Genomic DNA, 20,426 nt, shown 5'->3' on the forward strand with positions numbered 1-20,426 from the left:
CCCCGCGGCCGCGTCGAGAGCGTCGTGCACGGCGTCGGCCGGGACCGGGGCCGCGTCGGCGTCGGCGCCGGCCAGCACGGCCAGGACCGCCATGGCCAGCGTGTCGTGGTCCTCGGCGGCCCGGTGCACCGACATGCGCTGCGCAGCGCGGTCCGCCAGCACGGCCGTCGTTGCGGGGGGCGCGACGGCGAGGTCCGGGCGCAGCCGCACGAGCTGCGCAAGCTCGTCGTCCGTGCGCCTGCGCAGCCACTCGGCGAGCCCGATCCCACCGCCGTTCGCCGCGTGGTCGACGTCGGGGTCTGCAGTGCTTTCCGTGGCCATCGGGACTCAGGTTAGTGACCTGGGCTGGCCGATGTCGGCGGCGACTGCCAAAATGGGCCCGTGGCTGAGAAATCGGTGGCGGAGAACGCCCACAATGTCGAGATCGCTGTGTCCCATCACCGTCATGATTCGGGATGGCCCGAGCTTCCCGAGGGCGAGCATGCCGTGACGGAGCTGTCGTCTGCGCGTTCGGGCGGGCTGTCGCCTTTCGGCGAGCTCATCGAGCTGCCGTTGCCCGCGGAGGACTTGCCGTACGTGCACCCCATCACGGTGCCGAACCGCTGACCGCCCACATGCCGGGCGTCGGTGCGGCGCCGACGGCGGGCACGCAGGAGGTGTCCCGATGAACGTCGACGACAGCGCGGCGGCATTGACGCACGTCGACGCTGCGGGACACGCCAGGATGGTCGACGTCGGCGGCAAGTCGGCGAGTGCCCGCCGTGCCGTAGCGGCGGGCACCTTCCGCACCACCACTCAGGTGGTCGGCCTGCTGGCGGGCGGTGCGCTGCCCAAGGGCGACGCGCTGGCGGCGGCCCGCATCGCCGGGATCATGGCGGCGAAGAAGACGCCTGAGCTGGTGCCGCTGTGCCATCCCATCGCCATATCCGGCGTCACAGTGGAGTTCGAGGTGGGGGACGAGTCCGTCGGCGTGACGGCGACGGTCCGCACCACGGACCGCACCGGGGTGGAAATGGAGGCGCTCACCGCGGTGGCGGTGGCCGGCCTCACCCTGCACGACATGGTCAAGGCCGTCGATCCGGCGGCGAGAATGGACGACGTGCGCGTGCTCGCCAAAGACGGCGGCAAGACCGGCGAATGGCGCCGGCCGTGACTACCGGGGCTGACAGCAGGGGACGGGCCGACGCTGCGATCACGGACGGGGCCGGTTCCGAGGCACGCACCGCGGTCGTCATCGTCGCCTCGACACGGGCGGCCGGAGGCGTCTACCCGGATCGCGCTGGGCCGCTGGCGGTGGCCTGGTTGCGTGAGCGCGGCTACGCCGCCGGGGACGCCCTGGTGGTACCCGACGGCGACGCGGTGGGCGCCGCCCTCAGCGACGCGCTGCGGGGCCGTCCCGACGTCATCCTCACCTCTGGGGGCACGGGCATCTCGCCCACGGACACGACCCCGGAGCAGACGGCCCCCCTGCTGGACAGGTCGGTGCCCGGCCTGGCGGACGCGATCCGCACCGTGGGCGCGCCCACGGTGCCGACGGCCGTACTCTCGCGAGGGCTGGCCGGCGTGGCGGGGGGCACCCTGGTGGTGAACCTTCCCGGATCGTCCGGGGGAGTGCGCGACGGCCTCCGCGTGCTCGACGGGGTGCTCGACCACGCCGTGGACCAACTGCGGGGCGGAGACCACCCATGACCGTCCACGCGCCCGGCGGTGCGGATGCGACGGCCGAGGTGCGCCGCGCCGCGGTCTGCGCCGAGCGGATCACCCTGCGTGGACACGAGGACATCGTCGGGCACGAGTCGGCGGGCGCGGTCGTCGGATTCTGCGGCGTCGTCCGCGATCACGACGGCGGCCGCGGCGTGCTCCGGCTGCACTACACGGCGCACCCCAGCGCGCAGGACGTTCTGCAGCGTGTGGCAGACGGGATCGCCGGCACCCACCCGGGTGTCCGGGCCATCGCCGTCAGCCACCGTGTGGGCGACCTCGAGATCGGCGACGAGGCCCTCGTGGCGGCCGTTTCCGCCGACCATCGGGGTACGGCGTTCGCGGCCTGCGCGGCGCTCGTCGAGGCGGTCAAGGAACAGATTCCGGTGTGGAAGCACCAATTCTTCTCCGACGGCACCGATGAGTGGGTGGGCTGCGCGTAGAGGCGCCGCGGGTGCGCCCGGCGCGGCGGCCCCGGCGACGGGCTGTGGTCGCCCGCTGATCCGCGCGCCGGTTCCCGACTGAGTCGGTTGATTGGGCGCTCGGCCTGCACGGCGCGCGGCCATCCGCATTTTCCCGCAAGCGCACGTCCCGCAAGCGCACGTCCCGCAGGCACAAAGGAAAGGCCCGGCCAGCACCATGTCGGTGCGGGCCGGGCCTCATCGGCGTGCTCTGCCGGGCCGGTGTCAGCCCAGGTCGAGGTTCGCCAGCGTCAGGTAGTGGGCGACCACGTCGCGGTCGACGTCCACGCCCTGGGCCGATGCGTAGTGCACGGCCTTCGCGGCGGCATCCTGGATGTTCGTACGGAAATCGTCGCTCACCGGGACGTTGTTGTCCGCGGCGTAGTCGAGGACCTGGTCCACGATCTGGCTGACGACATCGGCGGGGGCTTCCTCGGCCGGGGCCGCGGGCGCGGCTTCCGTCACCGCGGGTGCCGGGGCCGGCTCGGGCGCGGGAGCGGCGGGGGTGCGCGGGGTGTAGCCGCCGAGTCCCTTGCCGCACACGGGCCATGCGCCCTTGCCCTGGCCGGCGAGGACCTCTTCCGCCACGGCGATCTGCTGACTCTTGGTGGCCTGGTTGGCGCTTGGTGCGTACTGCGTGCCACCATAGGCGGCCCACGTGCTGGGGGAGAACTGGAGCCCGCCCTGGTAGCCGTTGCCGGTGTTGATCGACCAGTTGCCGCCCGACTCGCACTGTGCGACGGCGTTCCACTGGGCGTCGGTGGCGGCGTTGGCGGTGCCGGCGAGTGCCAGCGACGCGCTGCCTGCGACAGCTCCGGAAACGGCGATCTTGGTCATGGTGCGCCCGGCGGTGCTGGGCTTGCGGTGACGTCCGGCCATCGTTCTGGAAGTTCCTCTCCACACACGCCTGCGAGGTCAGCTGTCGGGTTGGGGCTGAGAGGTAGCCCTGCGCACCGCGCCGGCCTGCGGCCGATCCGGTGTGCGTTCACCCCAAGGGGCCGTGTGGTGTCCGGGGCGTGACGCCCGGTCCTTCTGACCCCGATGTCCTTTGCGGACTTGGGTTCCCCGCTTCCGTCCCTGGGTTGTTCGTCGGTATCCGGGTCCCCGTCGGACGGAGTGCGGCGTTACGGGGCCGGATCGGCCGAGTCATCGACCGCGGACGACGCTATCCGTTACGGGACTCCGAGTCACGCCTGTCTTCGTCGCGGGCGCTTGATAGTCCATTAATGGTCTTCATTGCAAATATGCGGCATCAGTGCAGGTAGCGGAGACGTGTTACTTAACGATGCCGGGTCGTTACCGTACCGTGACGTGATGCACGTCACGTGAAGTCAAGGGCCACGGCTTGCTTTGGTGTGTCGTGGTCGACTCGGCGCCCCGCGCCGGGGAACGATCCTGTTGCCGGTGCCGGTGCCGGTGCTGGTGCCGGTGCCGGTGCCGGTGCCGGTCGTGACGGGGGTCAACCGCCCGCGAACGGCGGGAGCACGTCCAGCGTGCCCCCCTCGGGGGCGAGGGGCAGCGGCACACTGGGGTCGCGTACCGCGACACCGCCCCAGAGGAACGAGCAGCGCGTGAGAACCTCGGATACCTCTGGGCGCACGGTCGCGAGGTGCTCGAGGACGCTGTCGAGGCTCGGCGTGGGCGAGGGGCTTGCGATGCTCTCCTCGTCGCGGCCCGCCGCTGAGGCCGCTCCCGCGAAGTAACGGATCGAGATAGTCGGGGCGCTCACAAGCGTCACCTTTCGGTCAGGGCATGGTCTATGGCGGCTCGCCGGCGGGTGCCATCGGCTGGAGGGCTGGGGGCTCCTGCGTACGCCTACGGGTCCGTCAGCCGCCGATGGCGCTCATCGGCCTGTCCGGCTGGTGGAAGCCGGGGGAGTCGATGCCGTGCCCGGCCTTCTTCGCCCACATCGCGGCGCGCCAGCGGCGGGCGATGGCGTCGTCGTCCGCGCCTCCGCGCAGCAACGCGCGCAGGTCGGACTCCTCGCGTGCGAACAGGCAATTGCGCACTTGGCCGTCGGCGGTGAGCCGGGTCCGGTCGCATGCGGCGCAGAACGGCTCGGTCACCGACGCGATGATGCCGACAGTCGCCGGGCCGCCGTCGACCAGCCACCGCTGGGCCGGTGCGGAACCGCGGTGGGCCGGATCGGGGGTGAGGCGGAAATGCGCGCCCAGCACTTCGCGGGTCTGCTGCGCCGTCACCATCGTCGACCGGCGCCAGTCGTGGCCCGCATCCAGCGGCATCTGTTCGATGATCCGCAGCTCGTAGCCGTGCTCCAGGCAGTACTCGAGTAGTGCCGGCGCGTCTTCTGCGTTGAGGTCCGGCTTGAGTACGGCGTTGACCTTGACGGGCGTGAGGCCGGCATCGTGCGCAGCGCGCAGGCCGGCGAGGGCGTCGTCCAGGCGGTTCCGCCGGGTGATGGCCGCGTACTCGTCGGGGTCGATGGTATCCAATGAGACGTTGACCCGGTCGAGCCCCGCGCCGGCGAGCGCCTGCGCCTTGCGGGCGAGTCCCACGCCGTTCGTGGTCAGCGCCAATGCGGGGCGCGGGTCAAGGCCCGCGGCGGCGGCGATGATGTCGACGATATCGCGTCGCAGCAGCGGTTCACCGCCGGTGAACCGGATCTGCGTGATGCCGAGGTCGCGCGTGCCGATGCGCAACAGTCTGGTGAGCTCGTCCGCGGTGAGGACCTCCTCCGTGGGCAGCCAATCGAGCCCTTCGGCCGGCATGCAGTATGTGCATCGGAGGTTGCAACGGTCCGTCAGTGATACGCGCAGGTCCGTGGCGACCCGCCCGAAGGTGTCCGCCAGTGGGCCGTGGGCGAACCGCGCGTCGGCCTCGTCGGGCCCCGACGGGCCGGCAGCCTTGCCCATGGCCGGTAGCCCCAGGTTGACCGCTGTCATACGACCACCCTATCCGCCATCGGCGTCGCGTCGAGCAGTGAACCGTGGATAAGTCGCCGCGCTCGCGGCCGGCAGCGTCGGCGACGCCCCGGGAAACGCATATGCCAGCATGCGGTGGCGAAAAAGACGCATATGATGTGCGAATGCTGCGGACGCGGACCGGGACCCGGCGGCGGAGCCCCGTCGCCGCACCCGCATGGCTGTTCCTGCCCGCCGCGGTCGGGGTTCTCGTCATCGGACTGCCCATCGCCGGGCTCGCGGCGACGGTGCCGTGGGACCGCTTCCTGGGCCTGATCTCGTCGCCGTCGTCCCTGACGGCCCTGCGCCTGAGTCTGCAGACCGCGGCGGCCGCCACTGTGATCGTGGTGGTCCTGGGCGTGCCGATGGCGATCCTCCTGGCCCGGTCCCCAGGGCGCTGGGTGCGGCCGGTACGGGCCGTGGTGCTCGTCCCCTTGGTCCTTCCCCCGGTGGTGGGCGGCCTCGCTCTGCTCTACACCTTCGGTCGGGGCGGCATCGCGGGGGCACGGTTACAGGCGCTGGGCATCGACATCGCCTTCTCCACCGCCGCGGTCGTGCTGGCCCAGGTATTCGTTTCCCTCCCGTTCCTCGTGCTGAGCCTGGAAGGCGCGCTCCGCGGCATGGACACGCGGTACGAGGCGGTGGCGTCGACGCTGGGGGCGCGTCCCGGCCGCGTGCTCCGCAAGGTCACGTTGCCGATGGTGATGCCCGGTCTTGTCTCCGGCGTCGTCCTGGCGTTCGCACGGTCGCTGGGAGAGTTCGGCGCGACGATCACCTTCGCAGGCAGCCTGCAGGGGCGGACCCGTACGCTGCCCCTGGAGATCTACTTGCAGCGTGTGGACGATCCGGACGCGGCGGTGGCGCTGTCGATGGTGCTCATCGTCGTGGCGGTGGTGGTCGTCATCGCGATACACGGCCGGGGCGCCCGGCCGCGCGCACAGGGCGGCCGGAGCCGGCGCGCGAGGAACAAGGACGGAACGCGACGGGACGTACCCGGCGCAGGGGGGCTCGTGAGGAGCCGGTTGCGTGAGGAATGACGGGAGCGTGGGCGTGTCCGGATTCGGTGAGCGGGACGGGGGTGCGGACGCCGCCGGCGCGCCGTGGCTGTCGGTCGAGGCGACCGTGATCGAGCGGGGGTTCGCCGTGTCCATGCGCCTGGCCCCCGGGGAGGTGGTCGCAGTGCTCGGCCCCAACGGGGCCGGCAAGTCGACGTTGCTGTCCGTGATCGCAGGCCTGGTGCACCCGGACTCGGGGCGTGTCCGGGCAGGCGACCGCGTGCTGCTCGACACGGCCACGGGCACGGACGTGCCCGTGGCCCGGCGCAAGGTGGGTTTGCTGGCACAGGACTCGCTGCTGTTCGGCAGCCTGTCGGCGGCGGAGAACGTCGAGTTCGGTCCCCGCAGCCAGGGCATGGGAAGGCAGGAGTCCGCCGAGACGGCGCGGCGCTGGTTGGCGGAGGTCGGCGCCGCGGACTTGGCGGCGCGCAAGCCGCGGAAGCTCTCCGGCGGTCAGGCACAGCGCGTCGCCATCGCCCGGGCGCTCGCTGCGGGGCCGGAGGTGCTGCTGCTGGACGAGCCGATGGGTTCGCTCGACGTGGCGGTCGCCGCGCAGGTCCGTTCGATGCTGCGCCGTGTGCTGCACGACCGCGCGGCCGCGACGGGCGGGCGCAGCGCGGCCATCATCGTCACGCACGACTTGGTCGACGCGCTGACGCTGGCGGACAGGATCGTCGTGCTCGACAACGGGTCCGTCGTCGACGACGGACCCGTCGAGAGGGTGCTGCGGTCGCCGCGAAGCCCGTTCGCCGCCGACCTCGCCGGCACCAACATGGTGTCGGGGCACGCGGTCGACGCAGTCGATGCGGCGTCGGAGTCGGCCGGGACCGGTGCGGCAGGCCACGGCGGCGGGTGGATCCGCCGGAGACGCCCCGAGAGGGTCCGGACCGGGCGGGTCCGGCCCGACGGTGCGGCGGCCGCGAGGCAGGGCTCCCGGACCCCGGCCGTGGAGGGCGACGCACCGTCGACTCCGGCGGCGATCCGCACCGTATCCGAGGCGCAGGTGGAAGGCGGCACGTTGCATCGGTTGGCGGCGGGCGAGCCCGCGGTGGCGGTGTTCTCGCCCCGGGCGGTGGCGGTGTACCGCACGGCGCCGCACGGGAGCCCGCGCAACGTTTTCCCAGTGCGCGTGACCGCGGTGGAGGCCCGCGGCGACGCGATCCGCGTGCGCGCGTCTGACGGCGCGGGCATCCCGCTGATGGCGGAGATGACCACGACGGCGGCCCGGGAGCTGGGCATCGCGGCCGGCGACGAGGCCGTGTTCGTCGTCAAGGCCTCGGAGGTGCGGGTGTACCCCGGCTGATGGTGCGGCGGTTTGTCAGGCGCGTTGCCTGCGGCCGGACGCGAGAGCGCCGACGACCCCGATGATCATCCCGAGCGGGCAGAGCATGGCGGCGAAGTAGAAGTAGGTGCTCAGGTGCGTGTGGAAGACCGGTGCGGCGAACGAGATCACGATCGCGATCAGGCCCGCGGCGAACAGCACGATGCCGAGCCGGATGATCGCCGTCGAGACCGGGTGTCCGGTGGTGCCCGGTTCGATCGTGGTGCCGGGGCGTGTGGTGCTGGCGGGTGTCGGTGCGTCGCTCACCCGTACCACGGTAGCGCGTCGGCGCTGCGCGCAGGACGCCGACCGCGCGTGCGGCCCCCGCGGGAGCGGCCGGCGGCACCGGCCGGGCACGGCGCGGGGCACGCGGCATCGGGGGTAGTCTCGGGGTGAAGGCGCGTCCTGCGGTGTGCGGGGCGCGTCAGTCGTGCGGGTGGCATGCGCCCGCACCATGCGTGAAGTTCCCCGCGGCGCGTCCGGCAGTCCCCGCAGTGCGGGTCTTCGAACACAATGGCGGTGGTTCGAACACGGCGACGGTCTTCGCACAGTCGCGTTCTTTCGCTTCGAGAGGGTGAACACGGTGCCGGCAGGCAAAGTGAAATGGTACGACAGCGCGAAGGGCTTCGGTTTCCTCGCGCAGGACTCGGGTGAGGACGTCTACGTCCGGTCGGGCGCATTGCCCGAGGGGGTCGAGTCGCTCAAGGCCGGCCAGCGGGTCGAGTTCGACATGGCGACGGGGCGGCGGGGACCGCAGGCGCTGCGCGTGCAGGTGCTCGAGCCGGCGCCATCGGTGCGCCGCGGCCGGCAGTCCCGCCGCGACGCCGCGCACCGGCGCTCCCCCGACGAGCTGCACGGGATGGTCGAGGACATGATCACCCTGCTGGAGGCGACAGTGCAGCCCGATCTGCGCAAGGGACGTTATCCCGACCGTAAGACGGCTCAAAGGATCTCCGAGGTCGTGCGGGCGGTCGCGCGCGAGCTGGACGCGTGATCGCCGCACGCTGACCCATGCCGGTACGCCGCGGAGCGGCCGGGCCCGTCGCGGGCCCGGCCGCTCCGATGCTTACAAGGGCGGGATCAGCGGGTCTTGATGGACCACGTCGCGTGGTCGATGTACGTGACGTCGCCTGTCGCCTGGTCGATGATGCCGGTGGGCAGGGTGATCTCGACGCCGGCGAGAACGTTGCCGTCCGGGTTCACCGGTGGCACGGTGATGCTTCGGGTGCTGCCGGGAGTGAAGATCTGCTCCTCCGGGATCAGCGAACCCACACCGCCGTCCACGACACCGGGGTCGACGTAGTAGCGCTTCAAGCTCCAGGGGGCTTTCGCGATGGCGTCGGGGACATCGATGACCAGCGGGGTGCCTTCGCGCACGGGGATGTCGGCCGTCTCGCCGGGAGTGTCGCACTCGGTGGGCGTCTGCGGATCGCACCATTCGAAGGGCTCCACCTCCACGGTGCGGTCGCCGGCGGTGGCCGTGACCACGGGCCGTTCGACCGTGTCGTCGGTGACGATGGCCAGGACGAGGAACGTGACACCCACGACGGCCGCCACGGCGACGACCGCGATGAGGCTGCGCAGGATCAGCCGGGTGCGGCGGCTGCGGACCCGGCGCGGGCGCTTTGCGCTCCGGCGGGTGCGTGCGTCGGTTGTGCTCACCTGGTGCTCCTCGATCTCTGCGTCGCCGGTGTCTCCCGGCGCTCGGACGGCCCTTCCTGCGAGGCCTGCCCTCCCTGCGATAGCCGTCTATCGCCTGCCGCCGGTTCAGCCCGTGGGCGACGACCGTGCCGCGTCGGCTGCGATCTCGGGCGCGACGGTGTCGGGCCTGCGGCCGCGGAAGGCGGGGATCACCGACCTGCCCTGCGATATGAGCACGGTCTGGACCAGTCCCACCACCAGGATGCACGAGATCACCGTGAACCCTATCCAGTAGTCGGTGGGCAGCAGTACGCCGAGTGCGCCGCCGAGGACCCAGCTGAGCTGGAGGATCGTCTCCGAACGTCCGAAGGCCGACGCCCGGGACCGGTCGGGGAGGTCCTGCTGGATCGCGGCGTCGAGCGAGACCTTGGCCAGCGCGCTCGCGATGTTGCCGAGCAGCGCGGCCAGCGCCACCGTGGCGAGTACGTGCGTGCCGGCCGCGAAGGCCGCGGCGATGAATGCGGCCGCAGTGCACCAGAGCACGACCGTCGCGGGCTTGCGCAGCGTGATCCGTGCGCCCGCCGCGTTCCCCGCCACGTTGCCGGCGCCGGCGGCGACCGCGATCATTCCCGTGAGAATCAGGCCCAGCAGGCCTTCCTCGTCGGCGTGCGCCTTGGCGACGAACGGGATGTACAGGAACAGAAATCCGATGAGGACCTTGATCGTGCCGGTTCCCCACAGCCCGGTGAGTATGTTGTGTCCCAACGGCTGGCGCAGGGAGGAGGATGCGGACCTGCCGCGCCCTAGGCGACGGCGGCGGGTGGAGCCTTCACGTGCCTCCGAGCCGGGCCGGCCTTCCACGTCGGGCGCGGCAGCGGGGGCAGGGGTCCCGTGGTAGGTGAAGGTGGTGGCGATCTCGCCCTCGGTGACCTCCACCCACGCGGGGATGCGCATGCTCAGGTACGCGCCGCCGAGCGCGAACACCGCCGTGAGCCACAGCGCGCCCGAGGACCCGGCTGCGAACGCGACGATTCCGGCGATCGCGCCCGCGACCGTGGTGCCGCCCACCAGGCCGAAGATCTGCAGCCGGGAGTTGACGCGCACCAGGTCCATGTCCGGGGGCAGGAGTCGCGGCGTGACGGCGGATTTGAGTACGGAGAACGACTTGCTCATCACCAGCATGCCGAGGGCCGCCGGGTAGAGCACCCACGAGTCGAAGTTGAGCGCGAGGATGATCGCGAGCACGACGCGCACCCCGTACGAGGAGGCGAGTGCGATGCGGCGCCCGCGCTGGATCCGGTCGAGTGCGGGGCCGATCAACGGCGCGATGACGGCGAACGGCGCCAACGTCACCAGCAGGTACAGGGCCACCTTGGTCTTCGACTCGCCGGTGGCTGCGGAGAAGAACAGGGTGTTGGCCAGGGCCACAGTCAGTGCTGCGTCGCAGGCGAAGTTGGCCATGTACGCCCAGATGAGCGCGGTGAGTCCGGATTTGTCGGCGCCGTCCGCGCTGGCTGCGCGGCGCACGGAGGCGATCCCCTGGGCGGTGAGCTGGCGGCTGCGCATGGCGGCCACACGGGTGACTGTGATCTTGCGCGGCAGGCCCTTGCCTCGCCGTCCGCCGCGGGCGCCGTCCTGCCGGGCGTGGTCCACGCCGTCCGCGGAGCTGTCCGCGTGCGGCGCACGGACCCCGTCGGCGTCACCCGACGTGTCGGGGGCGTCGACGGCGCGGGTGCGTCCTGCCGCGGCGTCCCCGTGCAGCGGCGGGAGCGACGGGCGGCGCGGCGGATCCTGGCGGCGCGGCGGATCCTGGCGGCGGGCCCGGGGCGCGCGGTGCGTGTGTCCGGAGTGCGGATCGTGGGCGACCGGATCGTCCCCGCGAGCTCCGCACGCAGCGTCCGCCGGATACGGGTCGGGGTGGGTCGGGTAATTCGCCATCCCCGGGTGGCGGGGTACGGAGGGGGCGTGCGGGATGAACTCCGTACCGCCGGGAGCGCCCACGCGCCGCCCGTCGTGCGGCGCGTGCGGGTATGCGGTGTCACCGTTGCGGTCCGGGCCGCCGTCACGCGACGGTCGCCTGCGCGGCCACCCGGGCCGGTGGCGTGGATCGTCTTCGGTCACGTGTCGATTCTTCCCCAGAAGCGCGGACCGTGCCGACAGGGGGCGGCCCGGAATGTCCCCGAGTGTGACAGTGAACACCGCCGGGCGGGGCGGGAGACGGCGGCCGCCGTGACGGACTCGGGGCTATACGGCAAAATGGGGGCTGTGAATTCCGTCGACTATCCCACTGCAGGTGATCGTGCCGTCGCGTCGTCCGCGGACGCCGCGACGGATCCCGCCGCGGCGGACGTGCCGCGCGTGCTCGCCGACGCGGTCACGCTCGCGCGCGCCGCGGTCGTCGAGCTCGGCGAGGGCGCCGTGGGCGACCATCTCGTCACGGTGAGCGAAGACGATGCGTCCGCTTCGCACTACTTCGCCGCGGACATCCAGGGGTACCGCGGATGGCAGTGGGTGGTGGTGGTGGCGGCCGCGCCGGATTCGGATGCGGCGACGGTCAGCGAGATCGCACTGCTTCCGGGGGTCGATGCGCTCGTCGCGCCGCAATGGACCCCGTGGGAGGAGCGGGTGCGCCCCGGCGACCTCGGCCCCGGCGACCTCCTGCCCCCGCCCGCCGACGATCCGCGCTTGGTACCGGGCTATGTCGCGAACGGTGATCCGGAAGTCGACGAGGTGGCCTGGGAAGTCGGGCTGGGCCGGCGTCAGGTGATGAGCCGTGAGGGGCGCGATCTCGCCGCGCAGCGCTGGCACGACGGCGATCACGGCCCGGGCTCGGGAATGGCCAAGGCGGCGCCGGGCACATGCGACGGGTGCGGCTTCTACCTTCCGCTGGCGGGGGCGCTCCACGGGGAGTTCGGCGTGTGCGGAAACGCGTTCGCCGCCGACGGCGCCGTGGTGCACGCCCATTACGGCTGCGGTGCGCACTCGGACACTTCACTGCCCACCGGCGCAGGCTCACCCGCATACGATCCGTATGACGACGGGGCGTTCGAGTCGGTGACGGTGCAGGCGCCGACGCACGCCGACGAGGCCGCCGTGTCCGGCGCGGGGCAGACGGCGCCGTCCATGGGGACCGGTGGGGCGCCGTCCATGGGGACCGGTGGGGCGCCGTCCACGGGGACCAGTGACGACTGACCGCATCGCGGATCGTCCGCACGATCCGTCGGAGAACGCGGACCCGTTCGATACTGCGGACCCGTTCGATACCGCCGACCTCCGCGACGCGACGCTGGTATCTTGGCGGCGCTCGCCGACTCGGCTCCGGGAGGACGCCGCGGCGGAGGCGGATCTCCGTCGGGGCGGATACCGGGACCGTGTCCTCACCGAACTCGCCCAGAACGCCGCGGACGCGGCCGCGGAGGCGGGGGTGGCCGGTGAGCTCACCGTCGTGGTGGGGACCGGTCCCGACGGTGATGAGCTGCGCGTCGCCAACACGGGTGCGCCGCTGAGCCGCGCCGGGGTCGACACCCTGTGCGCGCTGCGGGCGTCCGCGAAGACCGGCGGCGTAGGCCGGTTCGGCGTGGGCTTCACCGCGGTGACGGCGTTGGGCGACAGGGCGGAGATCCGGTCGCGGCGCGGCGGCATCGTGTTCTCTGCAGAGTGCACACGCGCCGCCGTTGCGGCGGCGGGGGTGCCGGAGCCGGCGGAGGGCGTGCCGACGCTGCGGCTGCCGTGGCCGTCCCCGGCGGAGCCCTCGGCCGGTGCGGACACGGAGGTGGTCGTCGGCCTGCGCGCGGGGGTCGACTCCGGCGCATTGACGGAGTCGTTCTGCGCGGAGGCGCCTGAACTGCTTCTGGAGCTTCCGGCGCTCACCGCCATCACCGTCGGCGACCTGCGGTGGACGCGCGACGATGAATCGATCGGGGCCGGGGCGCATGACGGAACCGCCGGGGGCGGTAGGCAGGGCCCGGTGCTGTGCTACCGCCGGATCAGGGATCCGGCGGGCGTCGTCGCGACGTGGCTCGAGGCGTCCGTGCCGGGCGCCCGGTGGCTCGCGCGGATGGAGGACGGCGCGGTGGTGGCCGGGGCTCCGGACGTTGTGCGCGCACCCACCCGTTCCGACGAGGAGCTCTCGCTGCCTGCGCTGCTCATCGCCGACGCACCGATGGCCCCCGACCGCCGCCGGCTCATGCCCGGCACCGTGCTGAGCACGGCGGCGTCGCACTATCCCGATCTGGTGTGTGCGGTGCCGGCGGAGGAGAGGCTGCGCCTGCTGCCGGAGGCCGGTTTTCCGCGGGGGCCGGTCGACGCCCGAATGCGTGAGGACATCACCGCGGCGCTCGGCACCCGCCGGTGGCTGCCGACCGTGCAGGGACGCGACGCGACCGGTGGGGCGGCGATCATCGTTCCGGGTCTCACCGGCGATCTCGCCGAGGTGCTGCACGACACCGTCGACTCTCTGGTGGCACCGGAGTTCTCCGGGCCGCGGGCGCAGACGCTCCTCGCACCGTACGGGGTGAGGACCCTTACCGCCGCCGGACTGGTGGAACTGCTCACCGGCGTGGACCGGCCGCCGTCATGGTGGGGGCGGCTGTACGCAGCCCTGGAGCCGCTGGCGGCGGACTCGGCGGTGCTCGACCAGCTCGGGGCACTGCCGGTTCCCCTCGCCGACGGACGCACCGTCACCGGCCCCCGCACCGTCGTCATCGGCGACGACCTGCCCGCGGACCCGCAGGGCGGCGCCCCGGACACGAGCGCCGTGCCGATGCTGCCGTGGGTGCGGCTCGTCCATCCGGCCGCGGCGCACGGACTGCTGCTCCGGCTCGGCGCCGCCCAGGTCCGCACCGGTGATCTGCTGACCGACCCCGCCCTGCGCACCGCGGTCGAAGACGAGCTCGAATCGGCACTCACCGGGGAGTTTCCGGCAGGCGGCCGCGACACACCCACCGGCGGCGCTCCGGAGGGTGTGAGCGGCCTCGCGGACGCGGTTCTGCGGCTCGTGCGCCTGACCGCGGCGGAGACGCCGGCAGGGGACGGGTCGACAGAGATGCTGCCGGACTGGCTCGGCATGCTCCCACTGCCGGACGCATGCGGCGAACTGCGCGCCGCCGACGAGCTGTTGGCGCCGGGGGCGCCGCTGGCGGAGGTGCTCGTCGCGGACTCCCCGTTCGGCATGCTCGACGCGTGCGTGGTCGAAGAGTATGGGATCGACGCGGCCCGCGCCGTCGGAGTGGGCTGGGGATTCAGCGTAATGCGCGACGAAGCGCCCACAGGTCCCGATCACGACCTGGACGACGAGGCCGCCTGGTGGTCGGCCTTGGACGACGAACCCGAGACCCTCGTCGCCGTGCGCGACCTGGACCTGGTGGACCCGCACAGATGGAGCGAGGCGCTGCGGGTGTTGGCCGGTGATGGGCGGATCCGACCGCTGCTCGATGATCGCGACGGCTACACCGCGTGGTGGCTGCGTCGGCACGCGGAGATCGACGGGACCCCTGTCGCGGCCCTGCGCGGCGACGACCCGACGTTCGAGGGGCTCCTCGACGTTTTTCCCGGTCCGCAAGCATCCGCCGCAGACTCCGCGGGGCCGTCCGGTGATCTGCGGACGGCGATCGGCAGGGGTGTCCTCGCTCGCGGCACGGTGGACAGCGCGGGGCTGGCCCGGACGCTGATCCGGCGGCTCGCCGACCACGCCCGCACGCCGCGGCCCGCAGTCATCGTGCACGCGCACCGAATGCTGGCGGGGGCACTGGAGGACGGGACCGTCGGTCTGGACGACGTCGCACCGCCGGACGCCGTGCGCGCGGTGGATGGCAGCGTCGTGGCCGCGGCGGAGGCACTCGTGCTGGACCGTCCATGGCTCGCCGCGGTGGTGCCGCAGCTGCGGTTGGTGGTGGGCGCCGTCGCCGGCGCAGACGCGCTGGCCGATCTGCTGGACGTCGAGTTGGCGTCGCGGGTGGTACGCGCGTCGGTGACGTCGTCCGGACGGCGCAGCACCTGGGAGGCGGAACCCGGCGCGGTCGTAGCCGCGGTGCAGGCCGGCGTCGAGCTACCGTACGGGCCGTTGGTGGTGCACGAGGACGGACTCGCCGTGCACGCCGAAATGGGGGGTGAGGGGCCGCGCGAGGTGGCGGTGCCCTGGTGGATCGACGGCGAGGGCACCGTGCACACCGACGGGGCGTGGGCGGCGGCCGTCGCCGGTGCCGCCGCGGCGCAGCGGGACTGACGCCCGCGGCGCAGAACTCAGGCCAGGCCCTGTTGGGCGCCCTTGCGCCCCGACCGTGCGCCGCGCCGTTGCACCAAGAAGACGGCGGTGCCGAGCGCGCCGATGACCAGCCCCGCATAGCAGACGGGGAGTGCGCTCGCCGAGGTTCCCTGGGTGACCAGGATGAGGACGGTCGCGATGATCCAGGCGCCGAACCCGGCGGCGACGACGGGGCGGGGGTCCAGCACGGCGGCGGGGAGCGTGGGCCCTTCCGGCGCGCCGCCGGTGCCAGGGGGCGCCGCAGCGGTGCGCGGTGCGTGCGGCTCGTCCGGGGCGCCGGGTTGCTCGTCGTTCACGGGGCTGAGACTACCCGGACGTCAGCTGCCACCGGCAGTGCGCGGCGGTGAGAGGAACGCCATGGGCGCGGGCTTTCGTGGCGGTATCGGACGTCCGGTAACTTATCCTGCTCTTCATGGCAGACGACAACGCAGCGCAGGCGGGGCCCGCGACGGAATCCGGCACCGGCGCCGCGCAGGCACCTCCGAGCCGGCTGCCCGCCGTCGACGCCTTCTTCAAGATCTCCGAACGCGGCTCCACCTACACGCGTGAGATCCGCGGCGGCGTCGTCACCTTCGTCACCATGGCGTACATCATCGTGCTCAACCCGCTGATCCTCGGAAGTTTCAGCGAGGACGACGCGGCGGCGCACAAGGACGTGCTCGGCAACATCCTGCCGGTCGGGCAGGTGGCCGCGGTGACGGCACTGGTGGCGGGCGTGATGACCATCGCGTTCGGGCTCATCGCCAAGTATCCGTTCGGCTTCGCGGCAGGGCTTGGCATCAACACGTTGCTGGCGGTCTCCATCGTCCCGAAGGTCACCTGGCCGGAGGCGATGGGTCTGGTCGTCATCGACGGCATCATCATCGTCATCCTCGCCGCCACCGGGTTCCGGACCTCCGTGTTCAATGCGATCCCCGCGCAGCTCAAGTCGTCGATCGCCGTGGGCATCGGCCTGTTCATCGCGTTCATCGGCCTGGTGGATGCGGGATTCGTGCGGCGCATTCCGGACTCGGCCAACACCACGGTTCCGGTGGGACTGGGCATCAACGGGTCGATCGCGTCCTGGCCGACCGCACTGTTCGTCTTCGGGCTGCTGCTGATGGGTGTGCTCGTCGCCCGCAAGGTGCGCGGCGGATTGCTGATCGGCATCGTCGTCACCACGGTCCTCGCCTTCGTCGTCGAGCAGATCTGGCACATCGGACCCTCTGCGGGCACCGATCCCAAGGGCTGGAGCATGTCGGTTCCGGACATCCCCGGCACGCTGGCCGGCCTGCCCGATCTGAGCCTGGTGGGGGAATTCAGCTTCGGCGCTTTCGCGCGTATCGGTGTGCTCTCGGCGTCGCTGCTGGTGTTCACGCTGGTTCTCGCCAACTTCTTCGACGCCATGGGGACGATGACGGGGTTGGGCAAGGAGGCGAGCCTGGCCGACAAGGACGGCACCCTGCCCGGCATGGGGAAAGCGCTGATCGTCGAGGGGACGGGGGCCATCGCGGGCGGCGTCGGCTCCGCGTCGTCGAACACGGTCTTCGTCGACTCGGCGTCGGGAATCGCCGACGGCGCCCGAACAGGGCTAGCGAATATCGTGACCGGACTGCTGTTCATCGCCGCGATGTTCCTGACGCCTCTCTACGAGGTGGTTCCGCTGGAGGCCGCGGCGCCCGCACTGGTGGTGGTCGGCGCCATGATGATGAGCCAGATCAAGGACATCGACTTCGGCCGGTTCGACGTAGCGCTGCCCGCATTCCTCACCATCGTGACGATGCCGTTCACCTACTCGATCGCGAACGGGATCGGGGTCGGCTTCATCACGTGGGTGGTGCTGGCCGCGGCGACGGGCAAGGCGCGCAACACCCATCCTTTGATGTGGCTGGTGGCGATCGCGTTCGTCGCCTACTTCGCGGTCGGCCCGATCACGGACGCCGTGACCTGAGCGGGGACCGATCTGCGTGATCGGGCATGGAACGACCAGGGCGGGCACGCGGCCGGGGCGGGCACGCGGCCCCGGGGCGGGCGTCGCCCGGGCCTGCGGCTGCGGAACAATGGTGCGGTGGTCAACGTCATCGACATCACCGACGTCGACGATCCGCGGATCGACGACTATCGCAACCTGAATTCCTCGGACCGGCGGCCGGACCTGCCTGGGGGCAAGGGACTGGTGATCGCCGAGGGCGTCCTGGTGGTGCAGCGGATGCTCGCATCGAGGTTCGCGCCGCATTCATTGCTTGGAGTGGACAAGCGGCTGCAGGAGCTGGACAGCGACCTCGAAGCGGCCGACGTCCCCTTCTACCGGGTGCCCACCGAAGTCATGGACGAGTGCATCGGGTTCCACCTCAACAGAGGAGTGCTCGCCGCCGCGCGCCGGGCCCCTGAGCCGGATCTCGACACGGTGCTCGATGGAGCGCGGACGGTCGTGGCGCTCGAGGGGGTGAATGATCACGAGAACATCGGCTCGATGTTCCGCAATGCGACGGGGCTGGGGGTCGACGCTGTCGTCTTCGGTGCACGATGCGCGGACCCGCTCTACCGGCGCGCGGTGCGGGTGTCGATGGGGCACGTGCTGCGCCTGCCGTTCACGCACATTCCGGAATGGCCGGCGGGAATCGGCGAGCTGCGGTCGCACGGGTTCACCGTGGTCGCATTGACTCCGGATCCGGAGGCCCCCCTGCTGGGCGAGGTGCTCCACGATCGCGGGCCGGCGGACCGCGTGGCCATGCTCGTGGGGGCTGAGGGGCCCGGGTTGCGCAAACACACCATGAACGCGTGCGATGCGCGGGCCCGCATCCCGATGGCACCGGGGACGGATTCCCTCAACGTCGCCACGGCGGCGGCGGTCGCGTTCTATGAGCGGCTGCGAAGCATGCAGATGGCCGACGTGAGATGACGGGGGAGGCCGGGGAGATGGTCCACGAGCGCCCGCACGACACACCGGTGAATCACGGCTCGGCGGACTGGCGGGGCGGCACGGCCGCGGCGCCGCGGTATCCGGCCGTCGGGATCGTGGCGTCGACCATGATGGCCGCCTGGACCGCGGTGTTCGTGGCTGTCGCCGGACTGGGGTTGACCGCCGTATCCCCGTGGCTGGCGATCGTCGTCAACGTCGTGGTGGCGGGCGGGGCCGTTCCCGCCGTCCGTCGGTGGCGGGATGCCACGACGGTGCGCTGGATCGTGTGGGGCGGCGTGCCGGGCGCGATCCTCGGGTGGGCCGCGCTGGCTGTTCTCGCCCTGTAGCTCTGGTCCTGCAGTGACGTAGGGGCGAGTGTCATCGCGGCGGCACCACCGCTGCGGTGAGGGGCCGGCCTCAAGTGACGGAGGTGCGCGACCGGCACGGTGTCCGGTCTGCGGTGCGCGGCGGCTCGAGCGGCTCACCGTCGGGACTGACCCACTGGGACGACGACCGTACGTGCGCCGGAGGCAGGAACCGCGGCATACCCTCGACCGCGTCGACCGCGACGGTCCATCCGTGGTGGTGGACGGCACGGTGATGTTCGGTGCACAGGCTGACGAGGTTGTCCAAGTCTGTGGGGCCGCCGTCGGCCCAATGCCACACGTGGTGGGCTACGCACCAGGCGGGCGGGCGGTCGCACCGCGGGAACGCGCATCCGTGGTCACGGGCCGCCAGTGCGCGGCGCTGGGCCCGACTCGCCAGGCGCCGGGCGCGGCCCACGTTGAGCGGCATGCCGCGGCCGTCCACGCCGATCGGCGTGATCGCCGCATCGCACGCGAGCCGTCGCGCCGCGCCCACCGTCACATTGGCGAACCAGTCGGTCATGCCGTGCGGCAGGTTGTCGAAGACCTCCTCGAACCGGCCGTCGGCGATGAGCCCGGCCCGGGTGGCCGCGTCGTCGTCGGTGTCGGCCAGGTCGCGCAGACCGATGTGCAGGCTCAGCGTCGTGCCGGTGCCTGCGCCGCCGCCCAAGTCGTGGGGAGAGGCCGAGGGCTGCCCGCACCCGGGGGTGCCCGCGCGGCCGGCGCTGCGACGTGTTCCGGTACCGCGACTCCTGCCGGTGGGTCCGGTAGCGGGCCACGCGGCTGCAGTGTGCCGGGCCCCACCGGCATCAGCGCCCGCGCTCTCGGGCGAGCCGGGGACGTGGCCCGCTCCGGATTCGGCGTCCGTTTCCGGGGCGGCGGCGGTGCGTCGGGAGTCGGGCCAGTCCGTTGCAGCCCCATCGCACTGGGAGTGGCGCCGCAGGAACTCGGCGAGCCCGTCGGCGCGGCGCTTGGCCGCAGTGCGGCGGTCGTGTGTGCCGTCCGGCTCCGGCCGCGGCGCCGACAACGGCGAGAGTGCGGTGACCAGGCGCTCACCGGTTTCGGAATCCAGATCCCCGCGGACCGCGTAACGGTTGCCGAGCGTGCGCGAGACGAACAGGGAACTGCGCTCGGTGTCGTCGGCGCCGCGGCTCTGCGGCCGGTTCTGGCCGAATGCCTGTGCGCCCGATACTGCGCCGTCACCGGCGGAGCCGCCGCCGTCCGAGTCGCAGTCGCCGGAACCACCGTCACCGGCATCGCCGTCCCCGCCCTGCGGCGGTGCGGTGTAGTGGTCACGGATGCCGTCGATCATCGCGGCGAGCCTGTTGTGGCCGGCGTTGCGCGCGTAGTCGATGAGCACCTTCTCGGTGCGGTCGATCGCGTCGGCAGGCATCGCCTGAGGCGGATCGTCGAGGAACTTCACGATCATCGTCGCGGCATCCTTCGTGATCTCGCCACGGCGGACCGCGGCGAAAATCCGCGGGCGCTCGTTCATGCGCATGGCGAAGGTGACCACGGTGCGGGCCTTCGCGATAGTGAGCGTGCTCTGGGAGGTCAGGTGATCGACGATGTTGGTGAACTGCCCTGGGGCCGAGTCGCGGGTCGCGAGCTCGGCGATCTTGCACAGCGAGGAGATCTCGGTGCGGTGCATCGCCTGTGCGTCGTCCGTGATCGCCCCGAGCAGATCCGCATCCGAGCGCCGCCACAGGCCGGCCGTCATCGCGCGACCGCCCGCGGTGTCGTTGTCCGCCCTGTCGTTGTCCGCCCTGTGGTCGTCCGCAGAGTCCCCCGCAAACCGTTCCATTCCGCCCCCTCGGC

The 20,426-nt window shown here is 72.1% G+C and carries 19 protein-coding genes, 2 pseudogenes and 1 riboswitch; of the genes and pseudogenes, 12 read left to right on the plus strand and 9 right to left on the minus strand.

Features of this window, described 5'->3' with window-relative positions; genetic code table 11:
• Positions 1-321, minus strand: a pseudogene (locus JJ683_RS14525) (helicase-associated domain-containing protein); the annotation flags it as partial.
• Between the two features lie 102 nt (positions 322-423).
• Here JJ683_RS14525 and JJ683_RS14530 point away from each other — a divergent pair.
• Genes JJ683_RS14530 through JJ683_RS14545 form a run of 4 tightly spaced genes read left to right on the plus strand, consistent with a single transcriptional unit; the run spans position 424 to position 2,144 of the window.
• Entirely contained in the window at positions 424-606 is a 183-nt protein-coding gene (locus JJ683_RS14530) for a hypothetical protein (RefSeq protein ID WP_200175209.1), read from the plus strand.
• Between the two features lie 58 nt (positions 607-664).
• Complete coding sequence (moaC, locus tag JJ683_RS14535; protein ID WP_200175171.1) at positions 665-1,153, plus strand: cyclic pyranopterin monophosphate synthase MoaC; 489 nt, start codon at positions 665-667, stop codon at positions 1,151-1,153.
• Positions 1,154-1,191: 38 nt separating this feature from the next.
• Positions 1,192-1,689 carry a MogA/MoaB family molybdenum cofactor biosynthesis protein gene (locus JJ683_RS14540; RefSeq protein ID WP_307810954.1) on the plus strand — a complete coding sequence of 166 codons (498 nt, stop codon included), beginning with the start codon at positions 1,192-1,194 and terminating at the stop codon, positions 1,687-1,689.
• Complete coding sequence (locus tag JJ683_RS14545) at positions 1,686-2,144, plus strand: molybdenum cofactor biosynthesis protein MoaE (RefSeq protein WP_200175173.1); 459 nt, start codon at positions 1,686-1,688, stop codon at positions 2,142-2,144. Before JJ683_RS14540 ends, JJ683_RS14545 begins: the two co-directional genes overlap by 4 nt.
• 243 nt (positions 2,145-2,387) lie before the next feature.
• Here JJ683_RS14545 and JJ683_RS14550 read toward each other — a convergent pair whose 3' ends face one another.
• The 3 genes from JJ683_RS14550 to moaA all read right to left on the minus strand — a co-directional run bounded on the left by JJ683_RS14550 (position 2,388) and on the right by moaA (position 5,065).
• Positions 2,388-3,041 carry a transglycosylase family protein gene (locus JJ683_RS14550; protein WP_200175174.1) on the minus strand — a complete coding sequence of 218 codons (654 nt, stop codon included), beginning with the start codon at positions 3,039-3,041 and terminating at the stop codon, positions 2,388-2,390.
• Between the two features lie 9 nt (positions 3,042-3,050).
• Positions 3,051-3,264: riboswitch (cyclic di-AMP (ydaO/yuaA leader) on the minus strand.
• A 357-nt stretch (positions 3,265-3,621) separates the two neighbouring features.
• Complete coding sequence (locus JJ683_RS14555; protein ID WP_200175175.1) at positions 3,622-3,891, minus strand: MoaD/ThiS family protein; 270 nt, start codon at positions 3,889-3,891, stop codon at positions 3,622-3,624.
• 97 nt (positions 3,892-3,988) lie between these two features.
• A complete protein-coding gene (gene moaA / locus JJ683_RS14560; protein WP_200175176.1) occupies positions 3,989-5,065 on the minus strand; it encodes a GTP 3',8-cyclase MoaA in 1,077 nt (358 codons plus the stop codon).
• Positions 5,066-5,208: 143 nt separating this feature from the next.
• Here moaA and JJ683_RS14565 point away from each other — a divergent pair.
• Both JJ683_RS14565 and JJ683_RS14570 read left to right on the plus strand, forming a co-directional pair.
• Positions 5,209-6,003: pseudogene (locus tag JJ683_RS14565) on the plus strand (ABC transporter permease); the annotation flags it as partial.
• 229 nt (positions 6,004-6,232) lie between these two features.
• Positions 6,233-7,441: a sulfate/molybdate ABC transporter ATP-binding protein gene (locus JJ683_RS14570; protein ID WP_200175211.1), complete on the plus strand. Its 1,209-nt coding sequence runs from the start codon at positions 6,233-6,235 to the stop codon at positions 7,439-7,441.
• A gap of 15 nt (positions 7,442-7,456) precedes the next feature.
• Here JJ683_RS14570 and JJ683_RS14575 read toward each other — a convergent pair whose 3' ends face one another.
• Positions 7,457-7,726, minus strand: coding sequence for a hypothetical protein (locus tag JJ683_RS14575; RefSeq protein WP_200175179.1), 270 nt, complete (start codon positions 7,724-7,726; stop codon positions 7,457-7,459).
• A gap of 316 nt (positions 7,727-8,042) precedes the next feature.
• Between JJ683_RS14575 and JJ683_RS14580 the strand changes: the two genes are divergently transcribed.
• Positions 8,043-8,453: a cold-shock protein gene (locus JJ683_RS14580; RefSeq protein WP_200175180.1), complete on the plus strand. Its 411-nt coding sequence runs from the start codon at positions 8,043-8,045 to the stop codon at positions 8,451-8,453.
• A gap of 86 nt (positions 8,454-8,539) precedes the next feature.
• On the opposite strand, the gene JJ683_RS14585 is transcribed toward JJ683_RS14580, so the two are convergent.
• A complete protein-coding gene (locus JJ683_RS14585; protein ID WP_200175181.1) occupies positions 8,540-9,121 on the minus strand; it encodes a DUF2771 family protein in 582 nt (193 codons plus the stop codon).
• A 105-nt stretch (positions 9,122-9,226) separates the two neighbouring features.
• Entirely contained in the window at positions 9,227-11,038 is a 1,812-nt protein-coding gene (locus JJ683_RS14590; protein ID WP_200175213.1) for an MFS transporter, read from the minus strand.
• Between the two features lie 318 nt (positions 11,039-11,356).
• Between JJ683_RS14590 and JJ683_RS14595 the strand changes: the two genes are divergently transcribed.
• Together JJ683_RS14595 and JJ683_RS14600 are read left to right on the plus strand one after the other, a co-directional pair.
• Complete coding sequence (locus JJ683_RS14595) at positions 11,357-12,292, plus strand: DUF3027 domain-containing protein (RefSeq protein ID WP_200175182.1); 936 nt, start codon at positions 11,357-11,359, stop codon at positions 12,290-12,292.
• Positions 12,282-15,323, plus strand: coding sequence for a sacsin N-terminal ATP-binding-like domain-containing protein (locus JJ683_RS14600; RefSeq protein ID WP_307810953.1), 3,042 nt, complete (start codon positions 12,282-12,284; stop codon positions 15,321-15,323). The genes JJ683_RS14595 and JJ683_RS14600 overlap by 11 nt, the downstream gene beginning before the upstream one ends.
• A gap of 17 nt (positions 15,324-15,340) precedes the next feature.
• Here the strand turns inward: JJ683_RS14600 and JJ683_RS14605 are convergent, their stop codons facing one another.
• A complete protein-coding gene (locus JJ683_RS14605) occupies positions 15,341-15,658 on the minus strand; it encodes a DUF2530 domain-containing protein (protein WP_200175183.1) in 318 nt (105 codons plus the stop codon).
• Positions 15,659-15,774: 116 nt separating this feature from the next.
• On the opposite strand from JJ683_RS14605, the gene JJ683_RS14610 reads away from it, so the two are divergent.
• The 3 genes from JJ683_RS14610 (at position 15,775) to JJ683_RS14620 (ending at position 18,590) form a co-directional block, all read left to right on the plus strand.
• Positions 15,775-17,292 carry an NCS2 family permease gene (locus JJ683_RS14610; RefSeq protein ID WP_200175185.1) on the plus strand — a complete coding sequence of 506 codons (1,518 nt, stop codon included), beginning with the start codon at positions 15,775-15,777 and terminating at the stop codon, positions 17,290-17,292.
• A 117-nt stretch (positions 17,293-17,409) separates the two neighbouring features.
• Entirely contained in the window at positions 17,410-18,243 is an 834-nt protein-coding gene (locus JJ683_RS14615) for a TrmH family RNA methyltransferase (protein WP_200175187.1), read from the plus strand.
• Positions 18,240-18,590, plus strand: a complete 351-nt coding sequence (locus JJ683_RS14620; protein ID WP_200175189.1) for a DUF2537 domain-containing protein — start codon at positions 18,240-18,242, stop codon at positions 18,588-18,590. Before JJ683_RS14615 ends, JJ683_RS14620 begins: the two co-directional genes overlap by 4 nt.
• Positions 18,591-18,660: 70 nt before the next feature.
• On the opposite strand, the gene JJ683_RS14625 is transcribed toward JJ683_RS14620, so the two are convergent.
• Complete coding sequence (locus JJ683_RS14625; protein ID WP_200175191.1) at positions 18,661-20,412, minus strand: HNH endonuclease signature motif containing protein; 1,752 nt, start codon at positions 20,410-20,412, stop codon at positions 18,661-18,663.
• Between the last annotated feature and the right edge of the window lie 14 nt (positions 20,413-20,426).

It is taken from the genome of Tomitella cavernea (assembly GCF_016599145.1).
In the GTDB taxonomy this organism is placed as follows: Bacteria; Actinomycetota; Actinomycetes; order Mycobacteriales; family Mycobacteriaceae; genus Tomitella; species Tomitella cavernae.